Source organism: Endozoicomonas sp. ALB115 (assembly GCF_049310245.1).
Taxonomy (GTDB): Bacteria; Pseudomonadota; Gammaproteobacteria; order Pseudomonadales; family Endozoicomonadaceae; genus Endozoicomonas.
In genome coordinates this window covers 237846-254394 of sequence record NZ_JBLYZG010000001.1, presented here as the reverse complement: position 1 = coordinate 254394, position 16549 = coordinate 237846, and the positions used below count along the sequence as shown (strand labels likewise).

Annotated in this window: 6 protein-coding genes; all 6 read right to left on the bottom strand. The window is 50.5% G+C overall.

Annotated elements, in window-relative coordinates; genetic code table 11:
- Positions 1 to 2079, bottom strand: a 2079-nt coding sequence (locus tag ACO6VE_RS01020; RefSeq protein ID WP_422459252.1) for a DUF1601 domain-containing protein, incomplete at its 3' end; no start/stop codon positions are given.
- A 156-nt stretch (positions 2080 to 2235) separates the two neighbouring features.
- Entirely contained in the window at positions 2236 to 4827 is a 2592-nt protein-coding gene (locus ACO6VE_RS01015) for a DUF1601 domain-containing protein (RefSeq protein WP_422459250.1), read from the bottom strand.
- A 59-nt stretch (positions 4828 to 4886) separates the two neighbouring features.
- Positions 4887 to 8447: a DUF1601 domain-containing protein gene (locus ACO6VE_RS01010; protein ID WP_422459248.1), complete on the bottom strand. Its 3561-nt coding sequence runs from the start codon at positions 8445 to 8447 to the stop codon at positions 4887 to 4889.
- A gap of 85 nt (positions 8448 to 8532) precedes the next feature.
- Positions 8533 to 11661, bottom strand: a complete 3129-nt coding sequence (locus ACO6VE_RS01005; protein ID WP_422459246.1) for a DUF1601 domain-containing protein — start codon at positions 11659 to 11661, stop codon at positions 8533 to 8535.
- A gap of 105 nt (positions 11662 to 11766) precedes the next feature.
- A complete protein-coding gene (locus ACO6VE_RS01000) occupies positions 11767 to 14877 on the bottom strand; it encodes a DUF1601 domain-containing protein (protein WP_422459244.1) in 3111 nt (1036 codons plus the stop codon).
- 85 nt (positions 14878 to 14962) lie between these two features.
- Positions 14963 to 16510, bottom strand: a complete 1548-nt coding sequence (locus tag ACO6VE_RS00995) for an RAP domain-containing protein (RefSeq protein ID WP_422459242.1) — start codon at positions 16508 to 16510, stop codon at positions 14963 to 14965.
- Positions 16511 to 16549: the final 39 nt, after the last annotated feature.

Genomic DNA, 16549 nt, shown 5'->3' with positions numbered 1-16549 from the left:
CAGGTTGGCGATATGCTGAGGAATAAACTGGTCTTTCTGTGCGTTCACTTGGGGCAACAGCACGGCCACGGCCTCGTTAAGACCTGGTGTCCGCTCCAGCCCTTTGTCCACCAGTTTCGCCATGGCCCACAGCAGGTTAGCGATACCCTGTGGTTTAAAGTGAGCTTTCTGTGCCTTCACGTAGGACAACAGCGCGGCCAAGGCCCTTTTGAGCTCTGGTGTTGGCTCCTGCCCGTTGTCCACCAGTTTCGCCATGGCCCACAGCAGGTTGGCAATAGCCAGGGCATTAAACTGGTTTTTCTGTGCGTTCACGCGGGGTAACAGCGCGGCTACGGTCTCTTTGAGTTCTGGTGTCCGCTCCTGGACGTTGTCCATCAGTTTCACCATGGCCCACAGCAGGTTGGCAATACCCTGTGGTTTAAAGTGAGCTTTCTGTGCGTTCACGTGGGACAACAACGCGGCCAAGGCCCTTTTTAGCTCTGGTGTCGGCTCCTGCCCGTTGTCCACCAGTTTCGCCATGGCCCACAGCAGGTTGGCGATATGCTGAGGAATAAATTGGTCTTTGTATGCGTTCACGTGGGGCAGCAGCGCGGCCACAGCCTCTTTGAGCTCTGGTGTCGGCTCCTGCCCGTTGTCCACCAGTTTCGCCATGGCCCACAGCAGGTTGGCGATACCCTGTGGTTTAAAGTGAGCTTTCTGTGCGTTTACGTGGGACAACAGGGCGGCCACGGCCTCGTTGAGCTCTGGTGTCCGCTCTTGTCCAATGTCCACCAGTTTCGCTATGGCCCATAGCAGGCTGGCGATTTCCTGTGGTTTAAAGCAAGCTTTCTGTGTGTTTACGTGTGGCAACAGCGCAGCCACAGCCTCTTTGAGTTCTGGTGTCTGCTCCTGACCGTTGTCCACCAGTTTTGCCACGGCCCACAGCAGGTTGGCGATAGCCTGAGGAATAAATTGGTCTTTCTGGGCGTTCACGTGGGGCAACAGGGCGGCCACGGCCTCGTTGAGTTCTGGTGCCTGCTCCTGGCCGTTGTCCACCAGTTTCGCTATGGCCCACAGCAGGTTGGCGATACCCTGTGGTTTAAAGTTAGCTTTTTGTACGTTCACGTGGGGCAGCAGCACGGCTACGGCCTCGTTGAGCTCTGGTGTCCGCTTCTGCCCGTTGTCCGACAGTTTCGCGATGGCCCACAGCAGGTTGGCAATATTCTGGGTATTAAATTGGTTTTTCTGTGCGTTCACATGGGGCAACAGCGAAGCCACGGCCTCGTTCAGCTCTGGCGTCCGCTCCTGCCCGTTGTCCACCAGTTTCGCCATGGCCCACAGCAGGTTGGCGATTCCCTGGGCATTAAACTGGTCTTGCTGTGCGGCCACTTGGGGCAACAGCGCGGCCACGGTCTCGTTGAATTCTGGTGTCTGCTCCTGCCCGTTGTTCACCAGTTTCGCCATGGCCCACAGCAGGCTGGCGATTCCCAGGGCATCAATATCCCTGGATTCAGGTTTTTGGTTGCAGTTAAATATGATTGAATCAAATAGCGTTGACAATAAGTTAGCCTGAGTAAGTTTAACTCGCTCATCCATGGGTTTATGAAGTGTAAAAACACCCGCTGAAGTAAATGAGTGCAGTGTTGTCGTCAGGCTTCGCCAATTCCAGCTCCGTGCTGCAGTAAAATTTTGCAGCAAACGCATCAGCTGGCTTTGTTCTGTTCGATTTAACGGTCTTTTATACGCTGACGTGTATTTTTTAATTGAACTGGCATATAGGCTGTGATTTCTCCCATCATAGCGATGACCGAAACGATCCGATTTACTCAACAGATCATCCATTATTTCCTGTTTGATGAGGGCATTAAAATCTTGAGCAGGGCTTACTGAACGGCACTGTAGATGTTGAGAAGAGCGTGTGCCAGAAGAATGGTAAAATTCATTGCGGCCCGGTGCCGTGCGTGGGGAATTATCCCATGGTCTGACTGTGGCATGTCTATATCGCCCACGCCCTGAAGAAGGGGCATGGTTATTCGGTTGATTGTAATTATTACCTGATCTTGTGTATTTACCACTGATACCAGCTGATCTTCTATCCATAATTATATTTCATTAATTCATGAGAATATAAAAAGCAGACTGCGGTTCTGTTCAGAAGTTCATTTTGCTGAACGGTTTATAAACGCAAGTGGTTGGAGAAGAATAACTACTCTGGATTGTGACAACGGTTCCTGAGTCATGATGGCAGGGAGACGATTACTGGCTGTTTGTTCTCTTCTTTATTTGATCAATAAATGGTTTCATTAAATCCTGGTTCCAAAGCCTGTTAACCGGGATTTCAATGACCTCAAATCCTGATTTCTGCAGCAGTGCAATTTTAAGCAGCGTCGAACCCTTCCTGGTTTTGAAATCACCATTCACGTAATGAGACGATCCCTGAACTTCAATCACCATGTTGTGATCTGGCAGTAACAGGTCAACCGGAGGTAATGAGTTCAGACTCTTTTCTTCTTCAATCTTCAAAGAGGGCATGCATGATTGGAGTTGATTGCGGAAGTCGGCCTGATGTTTTGAAATGGTTGTCTGGTAATGGGGGTTGAACGGACACGCTCTGCCAAGCCAACTGGCGGCCATGGCAATGGTGGTTTGATCCTCTTCATTATCCGGTGATGTATTTTCCAGGCGAGTCAACAGGTCATCCATGTGCTTTTCAAGTACGTTATTTTTATTGGCATTGGAGTCTAGAGACAACCTGGCACAGCATACCAATACGCCCCAGAGAGACATCGATATATCTTGCCTGGAGAGCTGAGGGTTTTCACTGATTCGGTAGACAAGCGATTCGAACGTAGAGGTAACCACATTCAGCTCAACGAGTTCACCCAGTTTCGCTATGGCCCACAGCAGGCTGGCGATACCCTGTGGTGTAAAGTTAGCTTTCCGTGCGCTCACGTGGGTTAACAGCGCAGCCACGGCCGCTTTGAACTCTGGTGTCCACTCCTGACCGTTATCCACCAGTTTCGCCATGGCCCACAGCAGGTTGGCAATGCCATGGGCATTAAGTTGGTATTTTTGTACGTTCACGAGGGGCAACAGTGCGGCCACGGCCTGGTTGAGTTCTGGTGTCGACTCCTGCCCGTTGTTCACCAGTTTCGCCATGGCCCACAGCAGGTTGGCGATACCTTGTGGTTTAAAGGTTGCTCTCTGTGCATTCACGTGGGGCAACAGTGCGGCCACGGCCTCGTTGAGCTCTGGTGTTGACTCCAGCCCGTTGTCCACCAGTTTCGCTATGGCCCAAAGCAGGTTGGCGATATCCCGGGCATTAAATTGGTCTTTCTGTGCGTTCAAGTGGTGCAAAAGTGCAGCCACGGCCTCTTTGAACTCTGGTGTCGGATCCTGCCCGTTGTCCACCAGTTTTGCCATGGCCCACAGCAGGTTGGCGATACTTTGTGGTTTAAAGGTAGCTCTCCGTGCGTTCACGAGGGGCAACAGAGCGGCTAAGGCCTCTTTCAGCCCTGGTGTACGCTCCAGCCCGTTGTCCACCAGTTTCGCCATTGCCCACAGCAGGTTGGTAATGGCCTGGGCCTTAAATTGGTCTTTCTGTGCGCTCACGTGCAGCAACAACGCGGCCATGGCCTCGTTGAGCTCTGGTGTTCGCTTTTGCCCGTTGTCCACCAGTTTCGCCATGGCCCACAGCAGGTTGGTGATTTCCTGTGGTTTAAAGTTAGCTTTCTCTGGGTTCACTTGTGGCAACAGCACGGCCACGGCCTCGTTGAGCTGCGGTGTCCGCTCCAGCCCGTTGTCCACCAGTTTTGCTATGGCCCATAGCAGGTTGGCGATACCCTGTGGTGTAAAGTTAGCTTTCTGAGCATTCACTTGGGGCAACAGCGCGGCCACGGCCTTTTTGAGCCCTGGTGTCCGCTCCTGCCCGTTGTCAACCAGTTTCGCCATGGCCCACAGCAGGTTGGCTATACCCTGGACATTAAATTGGCCTTTCTGTGCGTCGACCTGGGGCAACAGCACGATCAGGGCCTCGTTGAGTCCTGTTGTTCGCTCCAGCCCGTTTTCCACCAGTTTCGCCATGGCCCACAGCAGGTTGGCGATATGCTGAGGAATAAATTGGTCTTTCTGTGCGTTCACGAGGGGAAACAAGGTGGCCATGGCCTCTTTAAACTCGGGTGTCTGCTTCTGCCCGTTGTCCACCAATTTCGCCAGGGCCCACAGCAGGTTGGCGATACCACGGGCATCAATATCCCGGCCTTCAGGCTTTTGGTTGCAGTTAAATATTATTGCATCAAGTAGCGTTGACAATAAGTGAGCTTGAGTAAGCTTCACATTCTCATCCATGGGTTTATGAAAGGCAAAAACACCCGCTGAAGTAAATGAATGAAGTGTTGTCGTCAGGCTTCGCCAGTTCCAGCTCCGTGTTGGGGTAAAGTTTTGCAGCATACGTATCAGCTGGCTTTGTTCCGCCCGGTTTAACGGTCTTTTAGCAACTGACGTGTATTTTCTAATTGAAAGGGCATATTGACTGTGATTTTTTCCATTATAGCGATGACCGAAACGATCCGATTTACTCACCAGATCATCCATTATTTCCTGTTTGATGAGGGCATTAAAATCTTGAGCAGGGGTTACTGAACGGCGCAGTGGGTGTTGAGAAGAGCGTGTGCCAGAAGAATGGTAAAATTCATTACGCCCCGGGGCATTGCGGGGATTATCCCACTGTCTGACTGTGGCATATCTATATCGCCCACGCCTTGCAGAAGGGGCATGGTCATTCGGTTGGTTGTAATCATTACCTGATCTTGTGTATTGACCACTGATACCAGCAGAACTTCTATCCATAATTATATTTCATTAATTCATGAAAATATAAAAAGCAGACTGCTGTTCTGCTCAGAAGTTCATTTTGCGTAAAAGTTTACTTGAGTCATGATGGGAGGCTGGCGATTACTGGCTGTTTGTTTTCTTCTTCTCTTCTTCTTTGCTGGGTTGGTTTGCTCTTCTAAATGTTCTTCGCCAGTCACGTATGCAGCATCTGCCCACCCTCTATTAAATGATACAGAGCCATGCTCCTGTGGGGGGATGCCTATTCTGATCTTTATTTGATCAATATAGGGTTTCATTAAATCGTTGTTCAAAAGCCGGTTAGCCGGGATTTCAATGACCTCAAATCCTGCTTTTTGCAGTAGTGCGGTTTTGAGCAGAGTCGAACCATTCCTGGTATTGAAATCACCACTCACGTAATGAGAGGGGCCCTGAACTTCAATCACAATGTTGTGATCTGGCAGAAGCAGGTCAACCGGAGGTAATGAGTTCAGACTCTTTTCTTCTTCAATCCTCAAAGATGGAATAGATGATTGGAGTTGATTGCGGAAGTCGGATTGACGTTTTGAAACGATTGTCTGGTAAGGGGGGGCGACCGGACACGCTCTGCCAAGCCAACTTGCGGCCATGATCATGATGGATCGATCATCTTCATTATCTGGCGATGTATTTTCCAGGCGAGTCAACAGGTCACCCATGTGCTTTTCAAGCAAGTTATTTTTATAGGTATTGGAGTATAGAGCCAACCTGGCACAGCATACCATGACTCCCCAGAGAGACATCGATATCCCTTCCTGAGAAAACTGAAGGTTCTCACTGATTCGATAGACGAGCGATTCGAATGCAGAGGTAGCCACGTTCAGCTCAACGAGTTCACCCAGTTTGGCCGTGGCCCATAGCAGGTTAGCGATTTCCTGTGGTTTAAAGTTAGCTTTTTGTGCGTTCACGAGGGGCAACAGCGCGACCACAGCCTCGTTGAGCCCTGGTGTCTGCTCCTGACCGTTATCCACCAGTTTCGCCATGGCCCAAATCAGGTTAGCGATTTCCTGTGATTTGAAGTTAGCTTTTTGTGCGTTCACGAGAGGCAGCAGCGCGACCACAGCCTCGTTGAGCTCTGGTGTCCGCTCCTGCCCGTTGTCCACCAGTTTCGCCATGGCCCACAGCAGGTTGGTGATTGCCTGTGGTGTAAAGTTAGCTTTTTGTGCGTTCACGAGAGGCAGCAGCGCGACCACAGCCTCGATGAGCTCTGGTGTCCGCTCCTGCGCGTTGTCCACCAGTTTCGCCATGGCCCACAGCAGGTTGGTGATTGCCTGTGGTGTAAAGTTAGCTTTCTGTGCGTTCATGTGGGGCAACAGCGCGGCCGTGGCCTCCACAAGCCCTGGTATCTTCTCCTGCGCGTTGTCCACCAGTTTCGCCATGGCCCACAGCAGGTTGGCAATGCCCTGGGTATTAAAGTGGTCTTTCTTTGCGTTCACGAGGGGCAACAGGGTAGCCACGGCCTCGTTGAGTTCTGGTGCCTGCTCCTGCCCGCTGTCCACCAGTTTCGCCATGGCCCACAGCAGGTTGGCAATGCCCTGGGTATTAAAGTGGTCTTTCCGTGCGTTCACGTGGGGCAACAGCGCGGCCACGGCCTCGTTGAGCTCTGGTGTCTGCTCATGCCCGTTGTCCACCAGTTTCGCCATGGCCCACAGCAGGTTGGTGATTTCCTGAGGTTTAAAGTGAGCTTTCTGTGCGTTCACGTGGCGCAACAGCGCGGTCACTGCTTCTTTGAGCTCTGGTGTTCGCTCCTGCCCTTTGTCTACCAGTTTCGCCATGGCCCACAGCAGGTTGGCGATATGCTGAGGAATAAATTGGTCTTTGTATGCGTTCACGTGGGGCAACAGCACGGCCACGGTCTCGTTAAGTTCTGGTGTCTGCTCCAGCCCGTTGTCCACCAGTTTCGCCATGGCCCACAGCAGGTTGGCGATACCCTGTGATTTAAAGTTAGCTTTCTGAGCGTTCACGTGGGGCAACAGCACGGCCACGGTCTCGTTAAGTTCTGGTGTCTGCTCCAGCCCGTTGTCCACCAGTTTCGCCATGGCCCACAGCAGGTTGACGATACCCTGTGGTTTAAAGTTAACTTTTTGTACGTTCACGAGGAGCAATAGGGCGGCCATGGCCTCGTCGAGCTCTGGTGTCTGCTCCTGCCCGTTCTCCATCAGTTTCGCCATGGCCCACAGCAGGTTGGCGATTTCCTGTGGTTTAAAGTTAGCTTTCTCTGGGTTCACTTGTGGCAACAGCACGGCCACGGCCTCGTTAAGATCTGTTGTCTGCTCCTGTCCGATGTCCACCAGTTTCGCCATGGCCCATAGCAGGTTGGCGATTTCCTGTGGTTTAAAGCAAGCTTTTTGTGTGTTTACGTGGGGCAACAGCGCAGCCACAGCCTCTTTGAGTTCTGGTGTCTGCTCCTGACCGTTGTCCACCAGTTTTGCCATGGCCCACAGCAGGTTGGCGATAGCCTGAGGAATAAATTGGTCTTTCTGTGCGTTCACGTGGGGCAACAGGGCGGCCACGGCCTTGTTGAGCCCTGGTGTCCGTTCCTGGCCGTTGTCCACCAGTTTCGCTATGGCCCACAGCAGGTTGGCGATTCCCTGTGGTCTAAAGTTAGTTTTCTGTGCGTTTACGTGGGGCAACAGCTCGGCCACGGCCTCTTTGAGTCCTGGTGTCTGCTCCTGCCCGTTGTCTACCAGTTTCGCCATGGCCCACAACAGGTTGGCTATACCCTGGGCATTAAATTGGTCTTTCTGTGCGTTCACGTAGGGCAACAGCGCGGCCACGGCCTCTTTGAGTCCTGGTGTCTGCTCCTGCCGGTTGTCCACCAGTTTCGCCATGGCCCACAACAGGTTGGTGATACCCTGGGCCTTAAATTGGTCTTTCTGTGCGTTCATGTGGGGTAACAGCGCGGCCACGGCCTCTTTGAGCTCTGCTGTCCGCTCCTGCCCGTTGTCCATCAGTTTCGCCATGGCCCACAACAGGTTGGCGACACCCTGGGCATCAATATCCCTGGCTTCAGGTTTTTGGTTGCACTTAAATATTATTGCATCAAGCAGTGTTGACAATAAGGCAGCTTGAGTGAGTTTAACATGCTCATTCATGGGTTGATGAGGGGTAAAAACACCTGCTGAAGTGAATGAATGAAATATTGTCGTCAGGCTTCGCCAACTCCAGCTCCGTGTTGCAGTAAAATTTTGCAGCAAACGCATCAGCTGGCTTTGTTCTGTTCGGTTTAACGGTCTTTTAGCAGCTGACGTGTATTTTTTAATTGAGCTGGCATATTGACTGTGATTTCTCCCATCATAGCGATGACCGAAACGATCCCATTTACTCACCAGACCATCCATTATTTCTGGTTTGATGAGGGCATTAAAATCTTGAGCAGAGTTTACTGAACGGTGCCTTAAATATTGAGAAGGGCGTGTGCCAGAAGAATGGTGAAATTCATTACATCCCGGGATAGAGCGGGGGTGACTATCACGCTTTCTGACTGTGGCATGTCTGTATTGCCCACGCCTTGAAGAAGCGACATGGCCATTCGGTTGGTTGTAACCGTTATCAGATCTTGTGTATTGATCACTGATACCAGCAGAACTTCTATCCATAATTATATTTCATTAATTCATGAAAATATGAAAAGCAGACTGCTGTTCTGTTCAGAAGTTCATTTTGCGGAAAAGTTTACTTGAGTCATGATGGGAAGAAGGCGATTACTGGCTGTTTGTTTTCTTCCTCTTTGCTGGATTGGTTTGCTCTTCCTAAATGTTCTTCGGCAGTCACGTATGCAGCATCTGCCCATGCGGTGTTAAGTGATACACAGCCATGACCCTGTGGCGGGATTTCCACTCTGGTCTTTATTTGATTAATGTAAAGTTTCATTGAATCCTGGCTCCTGAGCTGGTTAACCGGGATTTCAATGACCTCAAATCCTGATTTTTGCAACAGTGCAATTTTAAGCAGAGTCGAACCATTCCTGATTTTAAAATCATTACTTACGTAATGAGACGGTCCCTGAATTTCAATAACCATGTTGTGATCTGGCAGCAGCAGGTCAACGGGAGGCAATGAGTTCAGACACTTTTCTTCTTCAATCTTCAAAGAGGGCATGCATGATTGGAGTTGATCGCGGAAGTCGGATTGAAGTTTTGAAATGGTTGTCTGGTAATGGGGGATGATCGGACTTGCTCTCCCAAGCCAACTGGCGGCCATGGCAATGATGCGTTGATCCTTTGCATTGTCCGGGGATGTATTTTCCAGGCGAGTAAACAGGTCAACCATGTGCTTTTCAAGCATGTTATTTTTATTGGCATTGGAGTCTGGAGACAACCTGGCACAGCATACCATTATGCCCCAGAGAGACATAAATATATCTTGCTGAGAGAGCTGAAGGTTGTCACTTAATCTGCAGACAAGCGATTCAAACGTAGAAGTAACCACTTGTAGCTCAACGAGTTCACCCAGTTTCGCCATGGCCCACAGCAGGTTGGCGATTTCCTGTGGTCTAAAGTGGGCTTTTTGTGCGTTCACGTAGGGCAACAGCGCGGCCACAGCTTCTTTAAGCTCTGGTACCCACTCTCCGTTGTCCACCAGTTTTGCCATGGCCCAAAGCAGGTTGGCGACATTCTGGGTATTAAATTGGTTTTTCTGTGCGTTCACGTAGTGCAAAAGCGCGGCCACTGCCTCTTTGAGCTCTGGTGTCCACTCCTGCCCGTTGTCCACCAGTTTTGCTATGGCCCACAGCAGGTTGGCAATATGCTGAGGAATAAATTGGTCTTTCATTGCGTTCACGTGGGGTAACAGTTCGGCCACGGTCTCTATGAGCCCTTGTGTTCGCTCCAGTCCGCTGTCCACCAGTTTCGCCATGGCCCACAGCAGGTTGACGATACCCAGGGCAGTAAACTGCTCTTTCTGTGCGTTCACATGGGGCAACAGCGCGGCTACAGTCTTTTTAAGCGCCAGCGTCCGCTCCTGCCCTTTGTCTACCAGTTTCGCCATGGCCCACAGCAGGTTGGCAATGCTCCGGGCATTCAGTTGGTTTTTCTGTGCTTGCACGAGGGGCAGCAGTGCGGCCACGGTCTCTTTGAGCCCCGGTGTCCGCTCCAGTTCGTTGTCCACCAGTTTCGCCATGGCCCAAAACAGGTTGGCAATGCCCTGGGCATTAAGTTGGTTTTTCTGTGCGTTCACGTGGGACAACAGCGCGGCCAAGGCCCTTTTGAGCTCTGGTGTCGGCTCCAGCCCGTTGTCCACCAGTTTCGCCATGGCCCACAGCAGGTTGGTGATGTGCTGAGGAATAAATTGGTCTTTCTGTGCGTTCACATGGGGCAACAGGGCAGCCACGGCCTCGTTGAGCTCTGGTGTCGGCTCCTGCCCGTTGTCCACCAGTTTCGCCATGGCCCACAGCAGGTTGGCGATATGCTGAGGAATAAACTGGTCTTTCTGTGCGTTCACTTGGGGCAACAGCACGGCCACGGCCTCGCTGAACTCTGGTGTCGGCCCCTGCCCGTTGTCCATCAGTTTCGCCATAGCCCATAGCAGGCTGGCGATTTCCTGTGGTTTAAAGCAAGCTTTTTGTGTGTTTACGTGTGGCAATAGTGCAGCCACAGACTCTTTGAGTTCTGGTGTCCGCTCCTGCCCGTTGTCCACCAGTTTTGCCACGGCCCATAGCAGGTTGGCGATAGCCTGAGGAATAAATTGGTCTTTCTGTGCATTCACGTGAGGCAACAGGGCGGCCACGGCCTCATTGAGCCCTGGTGTCCGCTCCTGGCCGTTGTCCACCAGTTTCGCTATGGCCCACAGCAGGTTGGCGATACCCTGTGGTTTAAAGTCAGCTTTTTGTACGTACACGTGGGGCAGCAGCAAGGCTACGGCCTCGTTGAGCTCTGGTGCCCACTTCTGCCCGTTGTCCGACAGTTTCGCGATGGCCCACAGCATGTTGGCAATATTCTGGGTATTGAATTGGTCTTTCTGTGCGTTCACACGGGGCAACAGCGAAGCCACAGCCTCGTTGATCTCTGGCGTCCGCTCCTGCCCGATGTCCACCAGTTTCGCCATGGCCCACAGCAGGATGGCGATTCCCTGAGGAATAAATTGTTTTTTCTGTGCGTTCACATGGGGCAACAACACGGCCACGGCCTTTTTGAGCTCTGCTGTTCGCTCCTGCCCGTTGTCCACCAGTTTCGCCAGGGCCCACAACAGGTTGGCGATTCCCTGGGCATCAATATCCCTGGCTTCAGGTTTTTGGTTGCACTTAAATATTATTGCATCAAGCAGTGTCGACAATAAGGCAGCTTGAGTGAGTTTAACATGCTCATTCATGGGTTGATGAGGGGTAAAAACACCTGCTGAAGTGAATGAATGAAATATTGTCGTCAGGCTTCGCCAACTCCAGCTCCGTGTTGCAGTAAAATTTTGCAGCAAACGCATCAGCTGGCTTTGTTCAGCTCGATTTAACGGTCTTTTCGCAGCTGATGTGTATTTTTTAATTGAGCTGGCATATTGACTGTGTTTTTTCCCATCATAGCGATGACCGAAACGATCCGATTTACTCACCAGGTCATTCATTATTTCCTGTTTGATGAGGGTATTAAAATCTTGAGCACAGTTTACTGAACGGTGAATTAAATATTGAGAAGGGCGTGTGCCAGAAGAATGGTGAAATTCATTACATCCCGGGGTAGAGCGGGGGTGACTATCCCGCTGTCTGACTGTGGCATGTCTGTATCGCCCACGCCTTGAAGAAGGGGCATGGCCATTCGGTTGGTTGTAACCGTTATCTGATCTTGTGTATTGATCACTGATACCAGCAGAACTTCTATCCATAATTATATTTCATTAATTCATGAAAATATAAAAAGCAGACTGCTGTTCTGCCCAGAAGTTCATTGTGCGGAAAAGTTTACTTGAGTCATGATGGGAGGAAGGCGATTACTGGCTGTTTGTTTTCTTCCTCCTTGCCGGGTTGGTTTGCTCTTGTAAATGTTCTTCACCAGTCACGTATGCAGCGTCTTTCCACCCTCTTTTAGGTGATACAGCGTCATGACCCTGTGGCGGGATGCTTACCCTGATCTTTATTTGATCAATATAGGGTTTCATTAAATCTTTCTTCAAAAGCTGGTTAGTCGGGATTTCAATGACCTCAAATCCTGCTTTTTGCAACAGTGCGATTTTCAGCAGAGTCGAACCATTCCTGGTTTTGAAATCACCACCTACGTAATGACGCGGTCCCTGAACTTCAATCACCATGTTGTGATCGGGCAGAAGCAGGTCAACCGGAGGTAATGAGTTCAGACTCTTTTCTTCGTCAATCTTCAGAGATGGAATAGATGATTTGAGTTGATCACGGAAGTCGGCTTGGTTTTTTGAAATGATTGTCTGGTAATGGTGGACGACCGAACAGGTTCTGCCAAGCCAACTTGCAGCCATGGTAATGATGGATTGATCCTCTCCATTATCTGGCGATGTATTTTCCAGACGAATGAACAGGTCATCCATGTGTTTTTCAAATAGGTTATTTTTATTGGCATTAGAGTCCAGAAACAACCTGGCACAGCATACCATTAATGCCCAGAGAGACATCGATATCTCTTTCTGAGAAAACTGAAGCTTCTCACTGAGTCGATAGATGAGCGATTCGAACGTAGAGGTAACCACGTTCAGCTCAACGAGTTCACCCAGTTTCGCCATGGCCCAAAGCTGGTTAGCGATTTCCTGTGGTTTAAAGTGAGTTTTTTGTGCGTTCACAAGGGGCAACAGGGCGGCCACGGCCTCTTTGAGACCTGATGTCCGCTCCAGCCCGTTGTCCACCAGTTTCGCCATGGCCCACAGCAGGTTGGCGATACCCTGCGGTTTAAAGTTAGCTTTTTGTCCATTCACGAGGGGCATCAGTGCGGTCACGGCCTCGTTGAACCCTGGTGTCTGCTCCTGCCCGTTGTCTACCAGTTTCGCCATGGCCCACAGCAGGTTGGTGATATGCTGTGGTTTAAAGTTAGCTTTTGGTACGGTCACGCAGGGCAACAGCGCAGCTACAGCTTCGTTGAACTCTGGTGTCTGCTCCTGCCCGTTGTCCACCAGTTTCGCCATGGCCCACAGCAGGTTGGCGATATGCTGAGGACTAAACTGGTCTTTCTGTGCGTTCACGCGGGGCAACAGCGCGGCCACGGCCTTTTTGAACTCTGGTGTTTGCTCCTGCCCGTTATCTACCAGCTTCGCTATGGCCTGTAACAGGTTGGCGATACCCTGGGCAGTAAATTGGTCTTTCTGTGCATTCACGTGGGGCAACAGCGCGGCCACGGCCTTTTTGAACCCTGGTGCTTGCTCCTGCCCGTTATCTACCAGTTTCGCCATGGCCCACAGCAGGTTGGTGATATGCTGTGGTTTAAAGTTAGCTTTTGGTACGGTCACGCAGGGCAACAGCGCAGCTACAGCTTCGTTGAACTCTGGTGTCTGCTCGTAGCAGTTGTCCACCAGTTTCGCCATGGCCCACAGCAGGTTGGTGATTTCCTGAGGTTTAAAGTTAGCTCTCTGTGCGTTCACGTGGGGCAACAGCGTGGCTACGGTCTCGGTGAGATCTGGTGTCTGCTCCTGCCCTTTGTCCTCCAGTTTTGCCATGGCCCACAGCAGGTTGGCGATATGCTGAGGACTAAACTGGTCTTTCTGTGCGTTTACGTGGGGCAAAAGCGTGACCACGGCCTTGTTGAAATCTGGTGTCCGCTCCAGCCCGTTGTCCTCCAGTTTTGCCATGGCCCACAGCAGGTTGGCGATATGCTGAGGAATAAACCAGTCTTTCTGTGCGTTCACGTGGGGCAACAGCGCGGCCAGGGCCTCGTTGAACTCTGGTGTCAGTTCCTGCCCGTTGTCCACCAGTTTCGCCATGGCCCACAGCAGGTTAACGATACCCTGTGGTTTAAAGTTAGTTTTTTGTGCGTTCACAAGGGGCAACAGGGCGGCCACGGCCTCGTTGAGACCTGGTGTCCGCTCCTGCCCTTTGTCCACCAGTTTCGCCATGGCCCACATCTGGTTGGAGATTTCCTGGGCATTAAATTGGTTTTTCTGTGCGTTCACGTGGGGCAACAACACGGCCACAGTCTCTTTGAGCGCTGGTACCCACTTCCGATCGTTGTCCATCAGTTTCGCCATGGACCACAGCAGGCTAGTGATTTCCTGTGGTTTAAAGTCAGCTTTCTGTGCGTTCACGCTGGGCAACAGCGTGGACACGGTCTCGTTGAGCTCTGGTGTCCGCTCCTGCTCGATGTCCACCAGTTTCGCCATGGCCCACAGCAGGTTGGCGATTCCCTGAGGAATAAATTGTTTTTTCTGTGCGTTCACATGGGGCAACAACACGGCCACGGCCTCTTTGAGCTCTGGTATCGGGTTCTGCCCGCTGTCCACCAGTTTCGCCATGACCCACATCAGGTTGGCGGTTCCATGGGCATCAATATCCCTGGCGGGAGGTTTTTGCTTGCACTTGAATATTATTGCATCCAGTAGCGTCGATAATAAGGCAGCTTGAGTACGCCTGACACGCTCATCCATGGGTTTATGAGGGGTAAAAACCCCCGCTGAAGTCAATGAGTGCAGTGTTGTCGTCAGGCTTCGCCAATTCCAGCTCCGTGTTGCTGTGAAATTTTGCAGTAAACGCATCAGCTGGCTTTGTTCCGCTCGATTTAAAGGCCTTTTAGACGCTGACGTGTATTTTTTAATTGTACTGGCATATAGGCCGTGATCTCTCCCATCATAGCGATGACCGAAACGATCCGATTTACTCACCAGATCATCCATTATTTCCTGTTTGATGAGGGCATGAAAATTTTGAGCAGGGTGTACTGAACGGCGCAGTAGATGTTGAGAAGAGCGTGTGTCAGAAGAATGGTAAAATTCATTGCGACCCGGTGCAGTGCGGGTGGGATGATTCCATTGCCTGACTGTGGCATGTCGGTATCGCCCATGCCTTGAAGAAGGGGCACGGCCATTCGGTTGGTTGTAACCGTTATCTGATCTTGTGTATTGACCACTGATACCAGCATAACTTCTATCCATAATTATATTTCATTAATTCATGAAAATATAAAAAGCAGACTGCTGTTCTGCCCAGAAGTTCATTGTGCGGCAAAGTTTACTTGAGTCATGATGGGAGGAAGGCGATTACTGGCTGTTTGTTTTCTTCCTCTTTGCCGGGCTGGTTTGCTCTGCTAAATGTTCTTCGGTAGTTACGTATGCAGCACCTGCCCACGCTCTTTTTAAGTGATACAAAGCCATGCCCCTGTGGCGGGATGCCTAACCTGATCTTTATTTGATCAATACAGGGTTTCATTAAATCGTTGTTCAAAAGCTGGTTAGTCGGGATTTCAATGACCTCAAATCCTGCTTTTTGCAGCAGTGCGATTTTCAGCAGAGTCGAACCCTTCCTCGTTTTGAAATCACCACCCACGTAATGAGAGGGGCCCTGAACTTCAATCACCATGTTGTGATCTGGCAGAAGCAGGTCAACCGGAGGTAATGAGTTCAGACTTTTTTCCTCTTCGATCTTCAAAGATGGAATAGATGATCTTAGTTGATCGCGGAAGTCGACCTGGGTTTTTGAAATGTTTGTGTGGTAATGGCGAACGACCGGGCAGGCTCTGCCAAGCCAACTTGCGGCCATGAACATGATGGATTGATCCTCTTGATTATCTGGCGAGGTATTTTTCAGGCGAGTAAACAAGTCATCCATGTGCTTTTTAAACACATTATTTTTATTGCCATTGGAGTCTAGAGACAACCTGGCACAGCATACCATGACTCCCCAGAGAGACATCGATATCTCTTCCTGAGAAAACTGCAGGTACTTGTTGATTCGATAGACAAGCGATTCGAACGTAGAGGTAGCCAGGTTCAGCTCAATGAGTTCACCCAGTTTGGCCATGGCCCACAGCTGGTTGGCAATACCCTGGGCATTGAATTGGTATTTCTGTGCGTTCACGAGGGGCAACAGCGTGACCACAGCCTCGTTGAGCCCTGGTGTTTGCTCCTGCCCGTTATCCACCAGTTTTGCCATGGCCCACAGCAGGTTGGCGATTCCCTGGGCATCAATATCCCGGGCTTCAGGTTTTTCGATGTACTTCAATATTATTCCATCAAGTAGAACGCACAATAACGCAGTTTGAGTGAGCTGGACACGTTCCTCCATGGGATTATGGGGGGTAAAAACACCCGCTGAAGTCAATGAATGAAGTGTTGTTGTCAGGCTTCGCCAATTCCAACTCCGTGTTACTGTGAAATTTTGCAGCAAATGTATCAGCTGGCTTTGTTCCACTCGATGTAACGGTCTTTTAACAGCTGACGTGTATTTTTTAATTGAACTGGCATATCGACTGTGTGGTTTCCCATCATAGAAAGGAGCGTAACGATCCGTTTTACTCACCAGATCTGCCATTATTTCCTGTTTGATAAGCGCATTAAAATTCTGAGCGGGGATCACTGAACGGCACAGTAGATTTAGAGAAGGGTATGCGCCAGAGAAATGATAAAATTCATTATGCCCCGGGGTAGTGCGGGGTGGATTATCCCACCATTCGACTGTGCCCTGTCTATATTGCACGCGCCTTGAAGAAGCGTCATGGGTATCCGGTTGGTTGGCATGATTATCTGGTCTTGCGTATAAACCAAAGGTTCCAGCTGAGCTTCTATGCATATTTATATTTCATCAATTCATGAAAATATTAAAAGCAGA